This is a genomic window from Shewanella oncorhynchi (assembly GCF_012584455.1).
GTDB classification, from domain to species: Bacteria; Pseudomonadota; Gammaproteobacteria; order Enterobacterales; family Shewanellaceae; genus Shewanella; species Shewanella oncorhynchi.
In genome coordinates this window covers 412078-434203 of record NZ_JABAEB010000001.1, presented here as the reverse complement: position 1 = coordinate 434203, position 22126 = coordinate 412078, and the positions used below count along the sequence as shown (strand labels likewise).

The following is a 22126-nucleotide window of genomic DNA, read 5'->3' as shown; positions in this document are numbered from 1 at the left end:
CAGGAATTCACTATGCTTTGCCAACTCAGCATTAATAACTTCGCTATCGTCCGTTTTTTAGAACTGGATTTTCGCCCCGGTATGACCAGCATCACAGGTGAAACCGGTGCAGGTAAATCGATTGCCATCGATGCGCTAGGCCTATGCCTAGGCAATCGCGCCGATGCCAGCAGTGTTCGTCCCGGAGCCAATAAAACCGAGGTCAGCGCCCGCTTTTCCTTGGATGATATTCCACTGGCAAAACGTTGGTTAGAAGATAACGATCTTGAACTCGATGATGAGTGCATTCTACGTCGGACTATTGGTAGCGATGGCCGTTCACGCGCCTACATCAATGGTAATCCAGTGCCGCTGACGCAACTCAAATTACTGGGTCAGTTGCTTATCGGTATTCACGGTCAACATGCGCACCATGCAATGTTAAAAAGTGAACATCAACTCACCCTGCTCGACAGTTATGCCAACCACAGATTGCTTATCGATACGGTTGCCGCTAGCTTTCAACGCTGCAAGCAAATTGAGGCCGATTTAAAACAACTCGAAGCCTCCCAGCATGAACGTATTGCCCGTAAGCAATTAGTGCAATATCAAGTAGAAGAACTCGATGAGTTTGATCTTAAAGTTGATGAGTTCGATGAGATTGAGCAAGAGCACAAACGTCTGGCTAATGGCACTGAGTTGATTGATACCTGTCAGGCGAGCTTAGATATACTCACAGAGGGCGAAGAGAACAATATAGAGTCGCTACTCAACCGAGTCGTTTCCCTCGCCGAAGATCTGCAAAGCTACGATCCCGCATTAAGCAATATCAACACTATGCTCAATGATGCCTTAATCCAAGTGCAAGAAAGTGCAGGCGAATTACAGCACTATTTGAGTAAGCTTGAACTCGATCCAACCCACTTTGCCTATTTAGAAGAACGGCTATCAAAAGCCATGCAACTGGCGCGTAAGCATCATGTTAGCCCGAATAAACTGGCCGAGCATCATTTAGCATTAAAGGCTGAGCTAAGCACCTTAGACAGTGATGAAAGTAAACTTGAAGAAATTCAGCTTCAAGTCGAGGCAAGTAGAGCCGCTTATCTTAGCAATGCGCAAAAGCTCAGCCAAAGCCGTGCCCGCTATGCTAAAGAACTCGACAAACTGGTGACTCAGTCAATCCACGAACTGAATATGCCTAAGGGTAAATTTACGATCGAAGTCAATTTCCACCCCGAGCAAATGTCAGCCAATGGCAGTGACAATATCGAATTTATGGTAACCACTAACCCTGGCCAACCTTTGCAACCGATTTCGAAAGTCGCGTCTGGCGGTGAGCTTTCACGCATAGGATTAGGGATCCAAGTGATTACCGCGAAAAAAGTTGCCACACCGACATTAATTTTCGATGAGGTGGATGTCGGGATTTCTGGCCCCACCGCCGCAGTGGTGGGCCGCATGTTACGCAGCTTAGGGGAATCGACCCAAGTACTGTGCGTGACTCACTTGCCGCAAGTTGCGGGCAATGGTCATCAACACATGTTCGTCGATAAATTTAATAAGGCAGGCAGTACTGAGACCACAATGAAATCGCTCGATCGTGAGCAGCGTATCCAAGAGCTTGCAAGACTGTTAGGTGGCGATACTATCACCAGCAATACCCTAGCGAACGCAAGGGAACTGCTGCAATAGTAGTATGAATCAGATAACGAATGAGATCGCTAAACGCTTGAATCTACACACTCTATATCACAAGCTAAGGGGCTATATCAAAAACTAAGGGTTAGTTGTTGGCCATGCTAACTAACATGCCGGGTTAACTATCATGTGAGGTTAGCGATAATGTTAGCTAAAACACCAGACTAGCCCTTGCAGACAAATAAACGAAAACACGCCCGCTAAGACATCGTCAATCATAATGCCAAAGCCACCATGAACTTTGGCATCGAGCCATCGAATAGGCCAAGGCTTGATGATGTCGAAAAAGCGAAATAGACCAAAGCCGACTAACAACCAACCCCAACCTGCTGGTGCCGCTATCATAGTGATCAGTAGCCCAACCACTTCATCCCACACAATAGCACCGTGATCGTGTACCCCCATATCTTGAGCGGCTTTACCGCAGATATAAAATCCCGCAAATGCGCTCAATAAGGTTAAGCCGATATACCAAGTGAGCGGTAATGGCGCCATCAATAAATAGAGGGGAATGGCTGCTAAGGTACCGAAAGTACCAGGTGCTTTAGCGGCGAGCCCGCTACCGAAACCGAGTGCCAAAAAGTGGACAGGATTTTTTAATGACAGGCGCGTTAGCACCTGATCCTTTGACAACCATTTCATTAACATGCTCTTCGCTTAAAAGTGCTCGAAACCGTGATACGGCGGCGTAAACGGCTCACCATTGAGTTGCAACTTGAGCTTACTGCCCGCACAAATTTGTCCAACGCGAACAAACTTTGCTCCTGCATGGCTCAACGCTGTCTCAAGCGCACCTTTTTGCGCTTCAGGAACGGTGAACAGCAATTCATAATCTTCGCCCCCCGTCAGCGCATAACCTAAGGCATGCTCCTCGCTGACGGTATCTTGCATCGCGCGTGAAAGCGGGATGCAATTAACATCCACCACAGCACCAACTGCCGAAGCCTTAAGCACATGACCGATATCCGAGATAAACCCGTCGGAAAGATCGATTGCACTGGAGGCAAGCGAACGCAAAGCTTGGCCCGCTAAGACTCTTGGTGTTGGACGATAATGGCGATTGATCAGGAATTCTTTATGCTCGGCTCTGGCCTGTTGTGCGCCTCGAATGATATCCAGACCTAAGGCCGAATCTCCGAGCGTGCCCGTGACATAAATCCAATCACCGGCTTTAGCACCATGACGAGTGAGTGCCTTACCCTGTGGGACTTGGCCGTGCACTGTGATGTTAATCGCCCGTGGACCACGAGTCGTATCGCCGCCAATTAAGGCGATGCCATAGTAATCGGCCGCTTCAAACAAGCCTTCACTAAAGCCACTTAGCCAAGTCTCATCGACTTCGGGTAGCGTTAAGGCAAGCGTCATCCACGCGGGTTCAGCGCCCATGGCAGCCAGATCAGATAAATTTACCGCTAAGGCTTTGTAACCTAAGGCAGCAGGAGGCATATCGGGGAAGAAATGGACATTTTCAACTAAGGTGTCACAGGAGATAGCGATCGACTTGTTTTCTGCAGGTTGCACTAAAGCGCAATCGTCACCGATGCCAAGCTTCACATCACGGCGAGTGGGGCCGCGGTTGCTAAAATAACATTCAATTAATTGGAATTCTTTCACTGTACAGTTTGGCACGACTTACATCGGCCACCTTTGTTAGCAATGAAAAACGGTATCCTAAGATACCGTTTGTCTTTATTACTTGCGTGCAACCAGTTTGTCGAGCAGTCCGTTCACAAACTTATGACTCTCGTCCGCACCGAAAGCTTTTGCCAACTCAATCGCTTCGTTAATCGCGACCTTGTATGGCACATCTTTACGGAAAGTCAGCTCATAGGTCGCTAAACGAACTATGGCTTTCTCTACTGGAGACACTTCATCAATCGGGCGTTCCAGATGCGGGATGATCAGCTCATCCAATTGGGTTTTCTTCGTTGCAACGCCTGAAAATAGCTCACGAAAATAAGCTACATCAACACCGTCGAGACTTTGTTCAGTTAAAAACTCATGCTCGACATCGGCAATATTATTCCCGCTTAGTTGCCATGAATAGATGGCTTGAACGGCTAAACGGCGGGCCTTGCGGCGCTCAGAAGGCTTCATTATTTTTCCTACTATAACAACTGTTGTTCAAGTTCTTGCAGAACATTGACCATTTCAAGCAGGCTTAAAGCAGCTTCGCCGCCTTTGTTACCCGCTTTGGTACCTGAACGTTCAATCGCTTGTTCAATGGTATCAGTGGTCAAAACACCGAAAGCAACAGGCAGATCAAATTCTAAAGCAACTTGAGCTAGACCTTTATTACATTCGCCTGCAACAAAATCAAAATGAGGAGTACCACCACGGATCACCGCACCTAATGCGATAATACCGTCGAATTTACCACTGGCAGCTACGCGACGCGCAGCTAGCGGCAACTCAACCGCACCTGGTACACGGACAACAGTGATATTGTCGTCGCTGACTTGGCCAAAACGTTTCAGCGTGTCAAGTGCACCTTCAAGCAAGCTCTCAACTAAAAAGCTGTTGAAACGCGAAATTACAATCGCAACTTTGGCATTTTTCGCTTCGATATTACCTTGAACTACGTTCATTATCTTACCTAATTTAGCTAAAGCACCCAGCTCGGGGCGAAAAGTGGCGACATGATATCACAGCCAATTGCCCAGAGCCCTATGCAAATTATCAGAAATTGTTAATTTTACTTCAGTGTAACTTTGGGTTTCAGTCCGCCACATACTCAGTCACTTCAAGGCCAAAGCCTGAAAGTGAGTGGTAGCGTTTAGGCGAACTGAGCAGGCGCATCTTAGTCACACCAAGGCTGGCGAGAATTTGCGAGCCAACACCCACACGGCGCGACGTCCCCTGCCATTTTGCAGAAGCAGGCGCTTGGCCTTGATCTTCAGCTTCAAAGGCTTTCACCTTAGAAAGGATTTCACAGGGATGTTCTTGATTCCCGAGTAAAACCAATACACCACCTTCTGCAGAAATACGCTCCATCGCCTTTTCGAGTGGCCAGCTGCGTTGCTGATCGCGCTCTGAGTGGAGTAAATCGTTGAAGGTATTTTGCAAATGCACGCGCACCAAACAATCTTCTTTCACCTCACCTTTGACTAAGGCAAAGTGCAGTTGATTGTCGATAGTGTCTCTGAAGGTCACCATGTCGAACTCACCGAAACGGGTCGGTAATTTGCATTTAGCTTCACGCACAACCGTGGTTTCTTTGGTGTTGCGATACTCGATTAAAGCCGCGATAGTGCCGATTTTGATGCCATGCAACTCGGAGAAAATCTCCAAATCTGGGCGACGTGCCATAGTGCCGTCTTCGTTCAAAATCTCAACGATAACGCCCGATGGCTCAAGTCCCGCAAGACGGGCTAAATCACAGCCAGCTTCAGTGTGGCCTGCGCGGGTTAATACGCCGCCGTCCTGTGCCATTAGCGGGAAGATGTGCCCTGGTTGCACTAAATCAGACGCTTTAGCCTCCTTAGCCACAGCCGCTTTCACCGTTACAGCGCGATCGTGGGCCGAAATACCGGTAGTCACACCTTCTGCCGCTTCAATAGAAACCGTAAAGTTAGTCGAGAACTGGGCGTTATTATTCGTCACCATTAAGGGGAGATTTAACTGCTGGCAACGGGCTTTAGTCATGGTCTGGCAAATAAGCCCACGGCCATATTTCGCCATAAAGTTAATCGCTTCTGGCGTGACCATTTCGGCCGCCATGATCAAATCACCTTCGTTTTCTCTGTCTTCGTCATCCATCAAAATAACCATTTTGCCTTGACGAATATCTTCGATGATCTCTTCTATACTGTGCAGCGCCATTGTAGGACCTTATGATTTTGCTGTTATTATGAAATTCTATACCTAAATAACCTAAGCTGCCGATAAGCTTAAGTTAAATAATCTGCTCCTGTGCACTAACGCACAAAGCCGGCACGGGCTAACATTTCCATGGTGACGCCACCGCTCTTGCTGTCTTTGCCATCATAATTCATCAAGCGTTCAAGATAACGGGCGATTAAATCCACTTCGATATTCACCTTATCACCCGCTTGCAGGTCGATTAACGTGGTTTCACCTGCGGTATGCGGCACTATGGTCAAGCGGAATCGACTGCCGTCCACTTCGTTAACCGTCAGACTCACGCCATCAATGGTGATGGAACCTTTATGGGCAATATAACGCCCAAGCTCTGCGGGTGCGGCTAACCAAAATTCAATGGCTTGACCACGCACTAAGCGTTGCTCAACCGTTGCAATACCGTCAACATGGCCACTGACCATGTGGCCGCCTAAGCGTGTGGTTGGGGTGACGGCCTTTTCAAGATTCACCTTAGTGCCCACTTTGTAATTAGCAAAGCCGGTTAGACTCACGGTTTCGGCAGAGACATCAGCCACATAACCGTCGGCTAATTGCTGCACAACCGTTAAGCACACACCGTTAGTGGCAATGCTGTCGCCTAAACGCACATCGTTTAAATCCAGTTTGCCGCTCGCCACGGTAAGACGAATATCATCGCCTTTACGCTCCAGTTTGCGCAGGGTGCCAACGGCTTCAATAATCCCAGTAAACATGGTTAACTCACTTAATTAAATAAAGAAGTAATAAGGCATAAGACTCAAGGTTAAACGGTTATCTTGCTCCAATTCGATTTAAATAAAGAGGTATCAAGCTTAACGCTCAAGGTTAAACGGGTATCTGGCCCTAATTTGCGCTCATCGACCAAAGTGAGTGCAGGAATGTGTGCCATGGTTTGATAATCGGGCAATTGCAGCAAATTACGCCCATGCCCACCGAGGATTTTCATCGCTTGGTATAGCACTAACTCATCGGCAAGCCCCTGCGCTAAAAATGCGCCCGCTAAGGTTGCACCCGCTTCCACCAACACGTGATTACAGCTTTGGCCTAAATAGCTTAATAGTTCAGGCAATGAGACGCGACCTTCAATTGCAGGTAACAGGAGGCAACTCACATGGGAGGGCAATTGTGCTTGAAACTCTGCGGGATAAGCCACGGTCGAGACCAAGAGTATCGGCGATACAATAGCCAAACATGCAGCAGATAACGGCAAACGGGCGTGACTATCGAGTATGACTCTTAATGGCTGCAGTAATTGCGCCTCGGTTACACTGTCTTTTAAGCTGCCAAGTTCCTGATAACGCACATTGAGTGAGGGATCGTCCGCCAGTATGGTTTCAATTCCCGTGACCAGTGCACAAGAACGTAAACGTAATCGCTGCACGTCGCGGCGAGATTCTGGACTAGTTATCCATTTAGACACACCGTTAGACAGCGCGGTTTTACCATCGAGACTGGCAGCCAATTTGACAGTGACTCTGGGTAAACCTGATTCCATACGCTTCATAAAGCCTAAATTCAAGGCATAGGCTTCATCGCGATGTAATCCCACATCCACTTCAATGCCGGCGTCGCGCAGCATTTGAATGCCACGACCACCTACTTGCGGATTAGGATCTTCCACCGCCACTACTACACGTTTAACGCCAATATTGATCAGCGCCAAGGCGCAGGGCGGCGTGCGGCCATAATGGCTGCAGGGCTCTAAAGTGACATAGGCCGTTGCGCCGCGGGCGCGTTCGCCAGCCATACGTAGCGCATGCACTTCGGCGTGGGGTTCACCCGCTTTTTGATGATAACCTTCACCGGTGATTTGATTATCTTTAACGATAACGCAGCCCACACTGGGATTGGGTCTTGTGGTGTAAAAGCCTTTGCGCGCCAATTGAATCGCGCGGCTCATCATTTGGGTATCGAGTACGGACCAACTTATGTTCAAGCTCATGTTCAACCCTGTTGTTAAAGGTTTCGGCTTTCACCAGTCTTACAAACCTGTCTTTTAAATTTGTGCTTTCACGCCAATCGCTCGTACACGTCTGCCTTGTCGGCGACAAAACTCAATGACTACTTTTGCAGCTTGGCGATGGCTTCGCCAAATTCAGACACGTCTTCAAAGGCGCGGTACACAGAAGCGAAACGAATGTAGGCGACTTTATCTAGGCTCATCAATTGCTCCATCATTAAGTTACCCACCATTTCTGACGGCACTTCCCGCTCGCCAGTGGCGCGCAGAGTAGACTTGATTTTGCTGAGTGCTTGCTCTATTTCATCCATAGATACGGGGCGTTTTTCAACGGCGCGCAACATGCCACCTTGGAGTTTTTCTTCATCAAAGGGTTGGCGTGAACCATCGCGCTTAATCACCCTAGGCATAACTAATTCGGCGCCTTCGAAGGTGGTAAATCTTTCATGACATTCGGTGCATTCTCGGCGACGGCGCACTTGGTGGCCTTCTGCCACTAATCGGGAATCGATGACTTTAGTATCTGTCGCGCTACAAAATGGACAATGCATTGAGCCTCCTGCCAGTGAATGGTGGTAAAGCGTTAATGGCTTTACCTGTTAAATCTCAGTCAAACGCAATGGATTTAAACCTAAGATTTTACCAATAAAAATGGCCGCGAGATGCGGCCATGAGATTTTATCCTATTTATGGGCTGAGGTTAACTACCTGAGCTTAACAACCTAATGTTAACTACTTGATGTTAAGTGCCTGATGCTAAGTACCTGATGTGACAAGTATCAAGTCAGTCGGCGGTCAATCTCGGCCCTTCATCTACTAAACGTAGATGCATAGGCAAATTAGCCGTAAACAGGGAAACGTGCACACAGTGCCAATACTTGGCCCTTAACACGCTCAATCACAGCAGGATTGTTCGCATCATCAAGGATGTCACAAATCCAGCCAGTCAGCTCTTTCGATTCCGCTTCTTTAAAGCCGCGGCGCGTAATGGCTGGCGTACCGATACGCACACCTGAGGTCACAAAGGGTGAACGTGGATCGTTTGGCACTGAGTTTTTGTTCACGGTAATGTTAGCGCTACCTAAGGCGGCATCGGCTTCTTTACCCGTTAAGTCACGACCAATCAGGTCAACTAGCATTAAGTGGTTGCTGGTTCCGCCAGAGACGATTTTGTAACCGCGCTCAAGGAACACTTCAACCATAGCTTTAGCGTTATTAACCACTTGCTGTTGGTACACTTTAAATTCTGGCTCTAGGGCTTCTTTGAACGCAACCGCTTTACCGGCGATAACGTGCATTAATGGGCCACCTTGACCGCCAGGGAATACCGCAGAGTTCAACTTTTTGTACAAGTCTTCATCATCAGCAGCAGACAGGATCACGCCACCACGAGGACCCGCTAAGGTTTTGTGAGTCGTTGATGTCACAACGTGTGCGTGTGGAACTGGGTTTGGATAAACGCCAGCAGCAATAAGACCGGCAACGTGCGCCATGTCGACAAATAGGTAAGCACCTATTTTGTCTGCGATTTCACGCATTTTTGCCCAGTCAACGATACCTGAATAAGCAGAGAAACCGCCGATCATCATCTTAGGCTTGTGTTCTATGGCAATACGTTCCATCTCTTCGTAGTCAATTTTGCCAGACTCGTCGATACCGTAAGGAATGATGTTGTACAGTTTGCCAGAGAAGTTAACCGGTGAACCGTGGGTCAAGTGACCACCGTGAGCTAAGTTCATGCCCAGTACGGTATCGCCAGGTTTTAACAATGCCATGTAAACCGCGCTGTTTGCCTGTGAACCTGAATGAGGTTGTACGTTAGCGTAAGTTGCGCCAAACAGTTGTTTAGCACGTTCAATCGCTAAGGTTTCAACTACGTCCACATACTCACAACCACCGTAGTAACGCTTGCCTGGATAGCCTTCAGCGTACTTATTGGTTAACTGTGAACCTTGCGCTTCCATCACGCGTGGACTGGTGTAGTTTTCAGAAGCAATCAGCTCAATATGCTCTTCTTGACGCAGAGTTTCATTCTGAATTGCGTTAAACAGTTCCGGATCATAATCTGCGATATTCATATCTTTTTTCAGCATTGCTTACTCCAGCTGCCAATTCTTATAGGTAGGGTTGCGCGGTATTCTACTCGGAACGCGGTCACAATCCCAGTATTTGAAACATGAAATTCCTGCAGAGAGTGCTTGAACTTGGCTCATTGTCGAGTTGAGTTCGGCGCGCAATCGAGTAGAATTAGCCGCATCATTAGTCACTTAAGATAGAGAAAAATGGCTCAGTTTGTTTACAGCATGCTGCGGGTGGGTAAAATTGTTCCGCCTAAGAAGCAGATCCTTAAAGATATTTCTTTAAGCTTTTTCCCCGGCGCCAAAATTGGCGTACTCGGCCTCAACGGTTCAGGTAAGTCGACACTACTGCGCATTATGGCGGGTATTGACACCGAAATTGAAGGTGAAGCGCGCCCAATGCCGGGATTGAAAATCGGTTACCTGCCGCAGGAACCTAAACTCGATCCGAATCAAACCGTGCGTGAAGCGATTGAAGAAGCGGTAGCAGAGGCAAAAAATGCCCTGACTCGCCTCGATGCCGTTTACGCAGCCTACGCCGAGCCGGATGCCGATTTCGACGCCCTTGCAAAAGAGCAAGGCGAACTCGAAGCCATTATTCAAGCCCAAGATGCCCATAACTTAGAGTACGTCCTTGAGCGCGCCGCCAACGCCCTGCGTCTGCCAGATTGGGATGAGAAAATCGAAGTATTATCCGGTGGTGAACGTCGCCGCGTGGCGATTTGTCGCTTGCTGCTTGAAAAACCAGAAATGCTGTTACTGGACGAACCAACCAACCACTTGGATGCTGAATCTGTGGCGTGGCTTGAGCACTTCCTGCAGGAATATGCTGGTACTGTGGTCGCGATTACCCATGACCGTTACTTCCTCGACAATGCTGCTGGCTGGATTTTAGAACTCGACCGCGGTGAAGGTATTCCGTGGGAAGGTAACTATTCTTCATGGCTTGAGCAGAAAGATGCCCGTCTGAAGCAAGAATCAGCCACCGAAAGCGCCCGTCAAAAAACCATTGCAAAGGAATTGGAATGGGTACGCCAAGGTGCGAAAGGCCGTCAGTCTAAGGGCAAAGCCCGTATGGCGCGCTTTGAAGAGCTGAACACTAACGATTACCAAAAACGTAACGAAACCAACGAGCTGTTTATTCCGCCCGGACCACGTTTAGGCGACAAGGTTATTGAAGTGAATAACCTGACCAAATCTTACGGTGACCGCGTTTTGATCGACAACCTGTCGTTCTCTGTGCCTAAGGGCGCGATCGTCGGCATTATCGGCGCCAACGGCGCGGGTAAATCGACCCTGTTCCGCATGTTATCCGGCGCAGAAAAGCCAGACAGCGGCAGCATTGAGCTGGGTGATACTGTGCAACTGGCCTCGGTTGAGCAGTTCCGCGATTCGATGAATGATAAGAACACCATTTGGGAAGAAATCTCCGGTGGTCAAGACATAATGCGTATCAACAACATGGAAATCCCGAGCCGCGCCTATGTAGGCCGCTTCAACTTCCGTGGTGGCGATCAGCAAAAAGTCATCGGTACTTTATCTGGTGGTGAACGTAACCGAGTGCATTTAGCCAAACTGCTGCAGGCGGGCGGTAACGTCTTATTACTCGACGAACCCACCAACGATTTAGACGTTGAAACCCTGCGCGCACTGGAAGAAGCGATTCTGGAATTCCCAGGTTGCGCTATGGTGATTTCGCATGACCGTTGGTTCCTCGACCGTATCGCGACCCACATTCTGGATTATCGCGACGAAGGTCAAGTGAACTTCTACGAAGGTAACTACACAGAATACTCGGCATGGTTGAAAAACACCTATGGCGCCGATGTGGTTGAGCCACACCGCTTGAAATATAAGCGCATGATTAAGTAAATCTAGAATCTAGAATCTAGAATCTAGAATCTAGACAAGTGTAAATCTGAGGAGTTTAGCTCGAAAGGGTTAAGCTCCTTTTTTATGGCATCCAGTTACGCTATGAGTGCCGTAGACTTTGGCGCTATTTCAAACTGGCACTATTCCAAACTGCCACTATTTCAAACTAGCAAAATAAGCCACCAGCATATCCATCATCACCCTAAGTGCAGGCTGCATGTGTTTGCGGGATTGATACACGCCATACACACCAAGGGACTGCGGCTTAAACTCAGTTAATAAAGGCACTAGCTGACCCGAGTCTAAATAGGGTTTCGCCGCCCATAGCGGTTGCATCGCAATCCCCTCGCCTGCCAGCGTAGCATTGAGCACCACCATTGAATCATTGGCGCTGAAATTCCCATTCACAGGCACATTAAAAGCTTGGCCTTGGTTTGACTTAGGATCAGCGTTCAGCGCTTGAGCCTGTTTCGCTCCTACATCGGTTTGATAAAAGCGCCACATCACATCGCCAAAATAGGAATAGGTTAAACAGTTATGCTGAGTTAAATCCTCGGGATGCAGCACGGCCGCACGCGCGGCAAGATAACTCGGGGCAGCGCACACAACAGACTCACATTCCCCCAAGCGCCTAGCGATAAGATTAGGGTCAAGCTCATTAGTGATACGAATCGCCAAATCAATTCGCTCGGCGACCAAGTCGACGGTTTGGCTACTCACGTGAAAATTCACACTCGCCTGCGGATAACTGGCTAAATATTGCTGTACCACGGCCGCTAAAATCTGATGTGCCAAAAATTGTGAGCAGCTAATACGCAATAAGCCTCGCGGAATCGCCACAGCGGCATGACTGACCGCAGGCACTTCGTTAGCCAGTTCGAGCAGCCGATGGCAATAGTCCAGCACTTGCTCACCCGCTGGCGTTAAGCTGAGGCTACGCGTCGAGCGATGCAATAACCTAGCACCAGACCATTCTTCCATTTCGCTCAAGTAACGGGTCACCATAGAACGCGACATATCTAAGGCATTGGCGGCGCTGATCATGCTGCCGCACTCAACAATAGTCACAAACACCTTAGCCGCTTCGAGTCTGTCCATGATTTATCTCCACTCTCGTTCAATCACTCACTTTCAATCATTCGAAGGCTCAATGACATACTCGCGTACCCACATAACTAAGTAACTAGTAATTAAGAATGCAAGAGTGCGCGCGGCCATTCGTCCGATTTATGCAACAAACATGGGCAGATACTCGCATTTATCTATTGATTTTTGCAACCTATACTTGACTCACTTTTGCAGCAGTTGCAAATCAATGAATGCTTAATTGACCCTTTATTCTCATCCTTTGAAATAAGTGAGCCCCAAATGAACACATCGACCTATGCAATACGTAACACAGTTAACGCCACATTGAAGGCCTCGTCTAAAATCAGCCTAGCCGCCACCTTGTTGCTGGCAGGGCTTAGCGCGGTCAATGCAGCGCCATTACAAGTGAGCCATTTTAATCCGGGCGAAAACAGCATCTTTGCCGTGTCATCGAGCTTTATCAGCGGCGAACACGAAATAATGCTAGTCGATGCACAATTTCAAAATAACGATGCCCAAAAATTGGTCGACACCATCAAAGCCAGCGGTAAAAAGCTGACTCAGGTGTATATCAGCCATAGCGATCCTGATTTCTATTTCGGCTTAGCCGTGATTAAAAAGAATTTCCCCGATGCACAAATCGTCGCGACTCAAACCACAGTCGATGCGATTAAAGCCTCAATGGAAGGCAAACTCGCCTACTGGGGGCCGATTTTAAAAGATAATGCGCCAAGCGAATTAGTGTTACCTAAGGCGATTCACAGTGACACTTTTACTATCGACGGTGAGCAAGTGATTATCAAAGGTTTTAATGATAAACACCCTAAACACACTTTCCTGTGGGTACCATCGGCAAAAACCATTACAGGTGGCGTAGAAGTATTTGATAACACGCATGTTTGGATGGCTGACACTCAAACTGCCTCTGAGCGTCAGGAATGGTTAACCCATTTAGATGCAATGGAAAAACTGCTGCCGACCACAGTGATCCCAGGGCACTATTTAGGCGAAGCGCGATTTAATACCCACGCCATCGGTTTTACCCGTGAATATGTAAAAGCCTTTGAAATTGCTGCAAAAGCCTCGAAAGATTCAGCCGAATTAATCCAAAAGATGCTGGCGCTATACCCACAAATGCCAGCCGATGCAGGGCTTGAGATCAGCGCCAAAGTTTACATGGGCGAAATGACCTGGCCTATGTAAGCCCAGCCATACCTATCTCGGCGATTAGGTACAGCTAGTTAGGTGTAAAAGATAGTTAAGTGCAAACAGTTAAAGACAGGCACGTGAGCGATTGCGTGCCATTTTTAGCTAAATGACTGCACCTAAATAACGGTACCAACCAAACTATTTTAATCAATGATCTCAAAGGGCTTAAGTCGCTAATGTCGCGACGAACTTAAGCCAAAAGGTTTAACACTATGACGACCCCAACAACTCATTCTGCTAGCACGGCCAGCAGCAATTCGGAAACCAAAGTGCGCACTCTGCACGCGATTATCGACCCTTTATGTGGTTGGTGTTATGCCGCGGCGCCGTTACTCGATGCCGCCGCAAAAGCAGGCTTTACCATTAAGCTCCACGGCGGCGGTATGCTCACTGGCCCAAGACGTAAACAAATCGATGCTAACTGGCGCGACTATGTTATGCCCCACGATCTGCGTATTGCCGAGCTAACTGGACAACCTTTTGGGGAAAACTATTTTGATGGTCTGCTGCGCGATACCACAATCGTACTCGACTCGGCGCCTCCTATTAAAGCCATGCTCGCAGTCGATGCTATGGGTGGCGACAGTTTGGCCTATCTACACTCAGTACAACTGGCCCATTACCGTGATGGTCACAGCGCCAGTGATGAAGGTAATCTCGCAAGGTTAGCCGCTGAACTTGGGCTCGACCCTATAGGCTTTGCGCAGCATTATGCCCAAGGTGAAGACAAGCTATATGAGCATATTGTTGAATCCAGAGCATTATTGAATCTTATAGGCGCCCAAGGCTTCCCTTCAATGGCTAGAGAGGATAATGACGGCAACATCACCGCCATTAATATCAACCGCTTTTATGGCCAACCCGCCCAGTGGTTAAGCCATCTTGAAGCACAGTTTGAGTCGTAATCATGCCAACGCTTAATGGTGTTCCAACAAGCTCTTTAGTGAGTGAGCCTGCTCAGTTAAATCTTATCGAAACAGCAAGGCAAACTGATGCGAATCTTGCACTTGTCAAAAGTACTTACGCAGGACACAGCTCTGCCGAAAATGCCAAAAATCTTGAGCATGCACTGGCAAATGACGCACGCTGGACAGAGGCGGTAGGGTTTCCCTATGCGGGCACTTACATAGGTTTTAGCGCGATAGCCGCCAATGTGTTCGCCCGCCTCGAAAAAGAATGGAATAACTATCGTGTCGATATCGAAGACTATGTGGCGCAGGGTGATAAGGTTTTTGCCTTCGGCACTTATTCAGGTACTTATGTCAAAACGGGCAAGTATTTTAGCGCCCGAGTCGCCCATTTATGGAAAATACACAGCGGAAAAATCGTCAGTTTCGAGCAGTTTGTTGATAGTTATACCGTCGTCAATGCCATGTAACTGCCAATACTATGTAAAGACAGTCATGCACAATAGAAATGCAATGATGGAATAACTGAATAATGAGGCGGGCAAGTTTAATTTAGCCCGCCTCACGACTTGCCGATGATAAGCCTTATCCGTATGATTTAGTATTTTCAATAGGTTGAGCACTTGACATTAAGTACTTAAGATTAAGCACTTGCGATTAAGCGCTTGAAATTGAATTCGTCAAGCTGCACGTTCGAAGACTCATCAACTCAAGTGTCTAAAATGACAAAATGAATAACTAAAACAAGAACAAGGATGCGGTCTAATGCAAATCAATTCGATGCCAGTCGGGGCTCACCCAATCACGCTATCTATGACGCGACTTAGCCGAGCCAGCCAATGGATACTCAAGCAACAGAGAAAATTCACGCCCCTGTTATGGCTTGTCACCGCACTCCCCTTTACCTCACTGGCGTTGACCTCATTAGCGGCCAATGCAAGTGAAGCCGAGCCAGAACTAAACATTCAAGAAAGCAGCGTCACCGATGGCCCTTATGTGTTTTTAGATGACACTCAAAAGGACACTGCCTATTGGATTTGCCAAAGCGAGCTAAAACAAACAAGGATTGCGAAGGCGCAGTTAACTCGCCCTACCAATTGCGGTGAATTACCCCAACCGCACCTTCATACACAAGCTGTCACGGTTGAGCCAGATACCTTCACCCAGGTCAGAAAAATTGTCGCCCTTAGCGATGTACACGGCCAGTTTGATGTAATGATTAACTTGCTAAAAGCCCATCAGATTATCAACAAAGATAACCACTGGGCCTTTGGTGACGGCCATATGGTGATGACGGGCGACATGTTTGACCGTGGTCATCAAGTCAATGAAGTATTGTGGTTTTTATATTCCTTAGACCAAGAAGCCCAAGCTGCGGGCGGACGCTTACATCTACTCATGGGCAATCACGAGCAAATGGTGTTTCGCGGCGACTTACGCTACGTCAACGAACGCTACCAAGTCGCGGCCGATTTACTCAAACGCAGCTACGATGCGCTCTACAACAAAGACACCGAAATCGGCCAATGGCTTCGCAGCAAACATACCTTAGTCAAAATCAATAATATCTTGTTTATGCACGGCGGCATCAGCCCTGAATGGGTCGAGCGTAAATTACATATCAGCGATGCTAACCAATTATTTCGTCAGCATTTAGATGATAAAAAAGCCGATTTGAAGCAAGACGATTTACTCAACTTTTTGTTTTTTACCAATGGTCCAACTTGGTATCGTGGCTACTTTAAAGATGAACTGAAAGAGTCGGATATCGATAGCATACTGAGCTATTTCAAGGTCGATCATATCGTCGTAGGGCACACATCGCAGGAACAAGTACTTGGGCTTTATCATAATAAAATCATTGCGATAGATAGCAGTATTAAGAATGGTAAATCCGGTGAGCTGTTACTTATCGACGCCGGCAAACTCCGCCGAGGTTTGTATCAGGGTGAGCAGGTTTCGCTATAACCTGCCTCACTAATATCTTTTGCCCCAATACGTGCATGAGCTAGCGCCTTAATCCACGAATGCGCTGGGGCAATAAGGCATGAATAAGCAAGGGTAAAACGGGCGCCCGCCATGGATCTAAATCGGCATAACACTCAATCGTATGGCTCTCAACATTCACCCATCTTAATATCCATAAGTTCGCCTGTTCTAATTAACTCTGACTATACTCAAGCCAAGTGCGACTCACCTAAGTGCTGGAGTAGAAATGGGGAAGAAATTACTCACATTATCTAGCTTTTGCTTGTTTCTATTCAGCTTCTATCCCCCAGCATTTGCGGGGCGAGAACTCCATTTAGTCGCCACTAACTATCCTCCTTTTTATGCCGATGCTTTACCTGAACAGGGCGGCGTTGCGCAAGTCGTCAAAGAAGCTTTTAAACGCAAAGGTTACACTGCCAGCCTCAAGTTTTATCCCTTCGCCCGCGCGGCTTTACTCGTTAAAACTGGCCAAGCTGATGGCATCATTGGGCTCTGGTATCGTAAAGAGCGCGAACAATGGGCCCAATATTCCGCGCCTATTCAACCCGTACAAATTGTGTTTTATAAACGCAAAGATTCACCGCTGAGTTTCAGTCAACTTTCAGATCTTAAACCTTTCACTATTGGCATTGGTCGCGGTTACGCTAATCCACCAGAAATCTTCGCCGCGGGGCTCACCACAGAGGAAGGAAATTCGGATGAGATGAATCTCAAAAAGCTGTTTTTAAAGCGTATTGACTTAGTCTTGATTGGCCATAACTTAGCGAGGTATTTAATTAAAAAAGGACCAAGTGAATATGAGGGTGCCTTTGAGCAAGTCGGCCACCCCATAGCGACTGAGGTATTTCATTTAGGGATTTCTTTGGCTGTGGCGGATCATCCGCAGTTAGTGACGGATTTTAATCAAGGTTTAGAAAGTATGCGACGCGATGGACGATTAGCGGCAATTTTAAGCCAATATCCTCAGATTGAAACGACTCAAGCGCCGATTGAAAAAACGCGAACTGAAGTCCATCCCTAAAGTCCGTACAGCTTTTAAAAAGCAATAACAGCACAAAAAAACAGCAAAACTCTCGTTGAATTGTGCTCAATGCTCAAAAAACACAATTTCTTTCATTTTCGTTCGCTTACCTTTACAAACTTTTACCCAACTGGCGTACGTTATTCACTAGAATAGCGCCATTAGAGCGATTACCTTTTTAAACTGCCTTTGCGCGAGATAATAATTACAATGAAAAAAACCATTATTGCCATTGCCCTGCTTGCGATTATCGCCACAGCGGTGAGTTTTAGTGATGTCCTTCAAGCGGCTAAACCCGAGAACGCGCCACATCTTATGCGTACCGTTCCTGTGGTCACGGGTGAAGTGATTGAATATCCATTAGCGCAATCTATCTCTCTTATCGGCAAACTCGCGGCTGAACGTGCAGTGATCATTGCACCGCAAGTCACAGGTAAGATTAAACAAGTCGCAGTGACCTCAAACCAAGCGGTGAAAAAAGGCCAGTTACTGATCGAACTCGATGATATGAAAGCCCAAGCCGCCGTCGCCGAGGCCAATGCTTTCCTCAATGATGAAAAACGTAAACTCAAAGAATTTGAAAAACTGATCAGCCGTAACGCCATTACCCAAACCGAGATTGACGCACAAAAAGCCAGTGTTGATATCGCCCAAGCACGCTTATCTTCCGCCCAAGCAGATTTACATTACCACTCGCTGATAGCGCCGTTTGCGGGTAATACTGGCCTGATTAATTTCAGCGAAGGCAAGATGGTCAGCATAGGCACTGAGTTGATGTCGCTAGATGATTTGTCCAGCATGCGCCTCGACTTACAAGTGCCTGAGCATTTCCTATCGCAACTGAGTATTGGCATGCAAGTATCAGCCACCAGTCGCGCTTGGCCGAATGAAATCTTTACTGGCAAAATGGTAGCTATCGATCCCCGCGTCAATGAGGAAACCTTAAACCTCAAAGTACGAGTGCTATTCGATAATCCGAAGAAACGCTTAAAACCGGGCATGATGATGTCGTCAACCATCACCTTCCCTGCGATTTCAGCACCTATGGTGCCAGTACAAGCTCTTGAATATTCAGGAACTAAACGTTACGTATACGTAGTTAGCGCCGACCACATTGCCCACCGCACAGAAGTGACACTCGGGGCACGTATCAATAACCAAGTCTTAATCGAAAGCGGTTTAAACATAGGTGACAAAGTCGTGGTACAGGGCTTAGTCAATATGCGCGATGGCCTGCAAATCAATGAAGTCACGCTCGATGATAAAGCTTCAGCCCGTGCGACAGAGCTTTCAGGTCCTAAAGCAACGGAGACGAAATAATGTGGTTATCCGATGTTTCGGTTAAACGCCCTGTCGTTGCCATCGTTTTAAGCTTACTGCTATGTGTATTCGGCATAGTGTCGTTCACTAAACTGTCGATACGAGAAATGCCCGACGTCGAAAGCCCTGTGGTCACCATCAGCACCAGTTACTCGGGTGCATCGGCGGCGATTATGGAAAGCCAGATCACTAAGACTTTAGAAGATGAGCTAACAGGGATCAGTGGTATTGACGAAATCACCTCGACCACACGTAACGGTAGCTCGCGTATCACAGTTAAATTCCTCCTCGGTTGGAACTTAACCGAAGGGGTCAGCGATGTGCGTGATGCTGTGGCCCGCGCCCAACGCAGACTTCCAGAAGATGCAAAAGATCCCGTCGTCTCAAAAGACAACGGCTCCGGCGAACCCTCTGTCTATGTGAACTTAAGCTCGAGTGTGATGGACCGCACTCAATTAACGGACTACGCCCAGCGAGTACTCGAGGACAAATTCAGTTTAATCAGCGGCGTGAGTTCTATCAGCATTTCCGGCGGCTTATATAAGGTCATGTACGTCAAGCTCAGACCCGAACAAATGGCAGGACGTAATGTCACCGCCACGGATATTATTAACGCCCTGCGTAAAGAGAACATAGAAACGCCCGGCGGCCAAGTGCGCAACGACACCACAGTGATGTCGGTGCGTACCAAACGCTTGTACTACACGCCGAAGGATTTTGACTATCTTGTGGTGCGTACCGCCAGCGATGGCACAGCTATCTACTTAAAAGATGTCGCCGATGTGGCTGTTGGAGCACAAAACGAAAACTCGACCTTCAAAAGCGACGGCATAGTTAACATCAGTTTAGGCATTATTGCCCAGTCCGATGCCAACCCTCTGCTCGTTGCCAAAGAAGTGCATAAAGAAGTTGATCGCGTACAAGACTTCCTGCCCGAAGGCACTAGCCTAGTGGTCGACTTCGACTCGACCGTATTTATCGACCGCTCGATTAACGAAGTGTATAGCACCCTTTATGTCACGGGCGCCTTGGTCGTACTCGTACTGTATATCTTCATTGGACAAGCGCGAGCAACGTTAATCCCAGCGGTGACTGTTCCTGTATCTTTGATCTCGGCATTTATCGCCGCCAACATGCTAGGTTATTCGATTAATCTACTGACATTGATGGCGTTAATCCTCTCCATCGGTCTGGTGGTGGATGATGCGATTGTGGTGGTTGAAAACATTTTCCACCATATCGAAAAAGGTGAAGAGCCCTTACTCGCCGCCTATAAAGGTACTCGCGAAGTGGGCTTTGCCGTTATCGCCACTACGGCGGTACTGGTGATGGTATTCCTCCCAATTTCCTTTATGGAGGGCATGGTCGGACTACTATTTACCGAGTTCTCCGTGATGCTGGCAGTGTCAGTGCTGTTCTCCTCCTTAGTGGCACTCACACTTACGCCTGTACTGAGCAGTAAATTACTCAAAGCCAACGTCAAACCGAATCGCTTTAATCGTTGGGTCGACAGCGGCTTTGCTCGCATGGAAAGCGTTTATCGTGTCGCCGTGACACGAGCGATTAAATTTCGTCTACTCGCACCGCTAGTCATACTCGCTTGTATCGGCGGCAGTGCTTGGTTAATGCAACAAGTACCGACACAGCTCGCGCCGCAGGAAGACCGCGGCGTGTTGTTCGCCTTTATTAAAGGCGCCGAAGGCACCAGTTATAACCGTATGACAGCCAACATGGACATAGTCGAAGACAGGCTCATGCCCTTGCTAGGTAAAGGTGTGCTGCGATCCTTCAGCGTACAAGCTCCCGCCTTTGGTGGCCGTGCTGGCGATCAAACTGGCTTTGTCATCATGCAGCTAGAAGATTGGGAACACCGCGATGTGACAGCGCAGCAAGCCCTTGGAATTATTAGCAATGCCTTAAAGGATATTCCAGATGTAATGGTTCGCCCTATGATGCCAGGCTTTAGAGGGCAATCGAGCGAACCCGTGCAATTTGTACTTGGTGGTTCGGACTATGCCGAACTGTTTAAGTGGGCGCAGATATTGAAAGAAGAGGCTAACGCTAGCCCTATGATGGAAGGGGCTGACTTAGACTACGCAGAAACAACGCCAGAACTCATTGTTACTGTCGATAAAGAGCGCGCCGCAGAACTGGGGATCAGTGTCGACCAAGTATCGGAAACCTTAGAAGTCATGCTGGGTGGCCGCACCGAAACGACCTTTGTTGATCGAGGCGAAGAATACGATGTGTATTTACGCGGTGATGAAAACAGTTTCAACAATGTCGGTGACCTGAGCCAAATCTACATGCGGTCAGCTAAGGGCGAATTGGTCACTCTCGATACTGTCACCCATATAGAAGAAATTGCCTCGGCACAAAGATTAAGCCACACCAATAAGCAAAAATCGATCACCCTCAAGGCTAACGTCAGTGAAGGTTACACCTTAGGTGAAGGCTTAAAGTTCCTTGACGCTAAAGCCATTGAATTATTACCTAAGGATATTTCGATTGGTTACACGGGCGAATCCAAAGACTTTAAAGAAAACCAAAGCAGTATCTTTATCGTATTTGGTTTAGCTTTACTGGTTGCCTACTTAGTATTAGCCGCACAGTTTGAGAGCTTTATCAACCCATTAGTGGTGATGTTTACTGTGCCTATGGGCGTATTCGGTGGTTTCTTAGGACTACTGATCACCAGCCAAGGGATCAACATCTACAGCCAGATAGGCATGATCATGTTAATTGGTATGGTGACTAAAAACGGTATCCTTATCGTCGAATTTGCCAACCAATTGCGTGACCGCGGCTTTGAACTCGATAAAGCCATTATCGATGCGTCATCCCGTCGTTTACGGCCAATCCTAATGACAGCCTTCACCACCTTAGTGGGCGCTGTACCGCTAATTTTCTCGACGGGCGCAGGCTCAGAAAGCCGTATCGCTGTAGGTACTGTGGTGTTCTTCGGAATGGCGTTTGCTACCTTTGTGACCTTATTGGTGATCCCCGCCATGTATCGATTAATCTCGGCAGCGACCCATTCACCGGGTTATGTTGAAGCTAAGCTCGAAGCGGCAATTAAAGCGCAAGAGTTAGCGGCCCAAGAGGTGGCCGCAAAGCAGGAACTCGCACCTAAAGCCTAACG

The 22126-nt window shown here is 47.8% G+C and carries 19 protein-coding genes; 9 read left to right on the top strand and 10 right to left on the bottom strand.

Annotated features, from left to right (window positions below; all coding sequences use genetic code 11):
• The first annotated feature begins 12 nt into the window (after positions 1-12).
• Positions 13-1671 (top strand): DNA repair protein RecN, encoded by a 1659-nt coding sequence (recN, locus tag HGO26_RS01905; protein WP_131523581.1) that lies wholly within the window; start codon positions 13-15, stop codon positions 1669-1671.
• A gap of 153 nt (positions 1672-1824) precedes the next feature.
• On the opposite strand, the gene HGO26_RS01900 is transcribed toward recN, so the two are convergent.
• From HGO26_RS01900 to glyA, 9 genes are all read right to left on the bottom strand, one after another.
• On the bottom strand, positions 1825-2319 hold the full coding sequence (locus HGO26_RS01900; RefSeq protein WP_028761385.1) for a phosphatidylglycerophosphatase A family protein: 495 nt from the start codon (positions 2317-2319) through the stop codon (positions 1825-1827).
• Between the two features lie 15 nt (positions 2320-2334).
• Positions 2335-3291 (bottom strand): thiamine-phosphate kinase, encoded by a 957-nt coding sequence (gene thiL, locus HGO26_RS01895; RefSeq protein WP_037392620.1) that lies wholly within the window; start codon positions 3289-3291, stop codon positions 2335-2337.
• A gap of 78 nt (positions 3292-3369) precedes the next feature.
• The gene (gene nusB, locus HGO26_RS01890; RefSeq protein ID WP_006082638.1) at positions 3370-3774 is read right to left on the bottom strand and encodes a transcription antitermination factor NusB; all 405 of its coding nucleotides are present in this window, start codon (positions 3772-3774) and stop codon (positions 3370-3372) included.
• A gap of 11 nt (positions 3775-3785) precedes the next feature.
• A complete protein-coding gene (ribH, locus tag HGO26_RS01885; protein WP_006082639.1) occupies positions 3786-4265 on the bottom strand; it encodes a 6,7-dimethyl-8-ribityllumazine synthase in 480 nt (159 codons plus the stop codon).
• 130 nt (positions 4266-4395) lie between these two features.
• The gene (gene ribBA / locus HGO26_RS01880) at positions 4396-5499 is read right to left on the bottom strand and encodes a bifunctional 3,4-dihydroxy-2-butanone-4-phosphate synthase/GTP cyclohydrolase II (RefSeq protein ID WP_028761388.1); all 1104 of its coding nucleotides are present in this window, start codon (positions 5497-5499) and stop codon (positions 4396-4398) included.
• 95 nt (positions 5500-5594) lie between these two features.
• Complete coding sequence (locus HGO26_RS01875; protein ID WP_113939349.1) at positions 5595-6251, bottom strand: riboflavin synthase; 657 nt, start codon at positions 6249-6251, stop codon at positions 5595-5597.
• 50 nt (positions 6252-6301) lie between these two features.
• Complete coding sequence (gene ribD, locus HGO26_RS01870) at positions 6302-7480, bottom strand: bifunctional diaminohydroxyphosphoribosylaminopyrimidine deaminase/5-amino-6-(5-phosphoribosylamino)uracil reductase RibD (RefSeq protein ID WP_168822913.1); 1179 nt, start codon at positions 7478-7480, stop codon at positions 6302-6304.
• A gap of 119 nt (positions 7481-7599) precedes the next feature.
• Positions 7600-8049 carry a transcriptional regulator NrdR gene (gene nrdR / locus HGO26_RS01865; RefSeq protein ID WP_006082643.1) on the bottom strand — a complete coding sequence of 150 codons (450 nt, stop codon included), beginning with the start codon at positions 8047-8049 and terminating at the stop codon, positions 7600-7602.
• Positions 8050-8337: 288 nt separating this feature from the next.
• Positions 8338-9591: a serine hydroxymethyltransferase gene (gene glyA, locus HGO26_RS01860; protein ID WP_011788583.1), complete on the bottom strand. Its 1254-nt coding sequence runs from the start codon at positions 9589-9591 to the stop codon at positions 8338-8340.
• A 189-nt stretch (positions 9592-9780) separates the two neighbouring features.
• Here glyA and ettA point away from each other — a divergent pair, with 189 nt between their 5' ends.
• On the top strand, positions 9781-11448 hold the full coding sequence (gene ettA / locus HGO26_RS01855) for an energy-dependent translational throttle protein EttA (RefSeq protein ID WP_028761391.1): 1668 nt from the start codon (positions 9781-9783) through the stop codon (positions 11446-11448).
• 156 nt (positions 11449-11604) lie between these two features.
• Here ettA and HGO26_RS01850 read toward each other — a convergent pair whose 3' ends face one another.
• Complete coding sequence (locus HGO26_RS01850; RefSeq protein ID WP_168822911.1) at positions 11605-12546, bottom strand: LysR family transcriptional regulator; 942 nt, start codon at positions 12544-12546, stop codon at positions 11605-11607.
• Between the two features lie 270 nt (positions 12547-12816).
• Here HGO26_RS01850 and HGO26_RS01845 point away from each other — a divergent pair, with 270 nt between their 5' ends.
• From HGO26_RS01845 to HGO26_RS01815, 7 genes are all read left to right on the top strand, one after another.
• Positions 12817-13740, top strand: coding sequence for an MBL fold metallo-hydrolase (locus HGO26_RS01845; RefSeq protein WP_168822909.1), 924 nt, complete (start codon positions 12817-12819; stop codon positions 13738-13740).
• 218 nt (positions 13741-13958) lie between these two features.
• Positions 13959-14651 carry a DsbA family protein gene (locus tag HGO26_RS01840; RefSeq protein WP_168822907.1) on the top strand — a complete coding sequence of 231 codons (693 nt, stop codon included), beginning with the start codon at positions 13959-13961 and terminating at the stop codon, positions 14649-14651.
• Between the two features lie 2 nt (positions 14652-14653).
• Entirely contained in the window at positions 14654-15124 is a 471-nt protein-coding gene (locus HGO26_RS01835) for a nuclear transport factor 2 family protein (RefSeq protein WP_211085787.1), read from the top strand.
• Between the two features lie 295 nt (positions 15125-15419).
• Positions 15420-16622 (top strand): metallophosphoesterase, encoded by a 1203-nt coding sequence (locus HGO26_RS01830; protein ID WP_168822905.1) that lies wholly within the window; start codon positions 15420-15422, stop codon positions 16620-16622.
• Positions 16623-16869: 247 nt separating this feature from the next.
• On the top strand, positions 16870-17664 hold the full coding sequence (locus tag HGO26_RS01825) for a substrate-binding periplasmic protein (RefSeq protein WP_168822903.1): 795 nt from the start codon (positions 16870-16872) through the stop codon (positions 17662-17664).
• 210 nt (positions 17665-17874) lie between these two features.
• Positions 17875-18984 carry an efflux RND transporter periplasmic adaptor subunit gene (locus HGO26_RS01820; protein WP_168822901.1) on the top strand — a complete coding sequence of 370 codons (1110 nt, stop codon included), beginning with the start codon at positions 17875-17877 and terminating at the stop codon, positions 18982-18984.
• Positions 18984-22124, top strand: a complete 3141-nt coding sequence (locus tag HGO26_RS01815; protein ID WP_168822899.1) for a multidrug efflux RND transporter permease subunit — start codon at positions 18984-18986, stop codon at positions 22122-22124. Before HGO26_RS01820 ends, HGO26_RS01815 begins: the two co-directional genes overlap by 1 nt.
• Positions 22125-22126: the final 2 nt, after the last annotated feature.

Coding starts and splice junctions, on each gene's coding strand:
- recN (WP_131523581.1), top strand. CDS start 13: ATGCTTTGCCAACTCAGCATTAATAACTTCGCTATCGTCCGTTTTTTA.
- HGO26_RS01900 (WP_028761385.1), bottom strand. CDS start 2,319: ATGAAATGGTTGTCAAAGGATCAGGTGCTAACGCGCCTGTCATTAAAA.
- nusB (WP_006082638.1), bottom strand. CDS start 3,774: ATGAAGCCTTCTGAGCGCCGCAAGGCCCGCCGTTTAGCCGTTCAAGCC.
- ribH (WP_006082639.1), bottom strand. CDS start 4,265: ATGAACGTAGTTCAAGGTAATATCGAAGCGAAAAATGCCAAAGTTGCG.
- ribBA (WP_028761388.1), bottom strand. CDS start 5,499: ATGGCGCTGCACAGTATAGAAGAGATCATCGAAGATATTCGTCAAGGC.
- HGO26_RS01875 (WP_113939349.1), bottom strand. CDS start 6,251: ATGTTTACTGGGATTATTGAAGCCGTTGGCACCCTGCGCAAACTGGAG.
- ribD (WP_168822913.1), bottom strand. CDS start 7,480: ATGAGCTTGAACATAAGTTGGTCCGTACTCGATACCCAAATGATGAGC.
- nrdR (WP_006082643.1), bottom strand. CDS start 8,049: ATGCATTGTCCATTTTGTAGCGCGACAGATACTAAAGTCATCGATTCC.
- glyA (WP_011788583.1), bottom strand. CDS start 9,591: ATGCTGAAAAAAGATATGAATATCGCAGATTATGATCCGGAACTGTTT.
- ettA (WP_028761391.1), top strand. CDS start 9,781: ATGGCTCAGTTTGTTTACAGCATGCTGCGGGTGGGTAAAATTGTTCCG.
- HGO26_RS01850 (WP_168822911.1), bottom strand. CDS start 12,546: ATGGACAGACTCGAAGCGGCTAAGGTGTTTGTGACTATTGTTGAGTGC.
- HGO26_RS01845 (WP_168822909.1), top strand. CDS start 12,817: ATGAACACATCGACCTATGCAATACGTAACACAGTTAACGCCACATTG.
- HGO26_RS01840 (WP_168822907.1), top strand. CDS start 13,959: ATGACGACCCCAACAACTCATTCTGCTAGCACGGCCAGCAGCAATTCG.
- HGO26_RS01835 (WP_211085787.1), top strand. CDS start 14,654: ATGCCAACGCTTAATGGTGTTCCAACAAGCTCTTTAGTGAGTGAGCCT.
- HGO26_RS01830 (WP_168822905.1), top strand. CDS start 15,420: ATGCAAATCAATTCGATGCCAGTCGGGGCTCACCCAATCACGCTATCT.
- HGO26_RS01825 (WP_168822903.1), top strand. CDS start 16,870: ATGGGGAAGAAATTACTCACATTATCTAGCTTTTGCTTGTTTCTATTC.
- HGO26_RS01820 (WP_168822901.1), top strand. CDS start 17,875: ATGAAAAAAACCATTATTGCCATTGCCCTGCTTGCGATTATCGCCACA.
- HGO26_RS01815 (WP_168822899.1), top strand. CDS start 18,984: ATGTGGTTATCCGATGTTTCGGTTAAACGCCCTGTCGTTGCCATCGTT.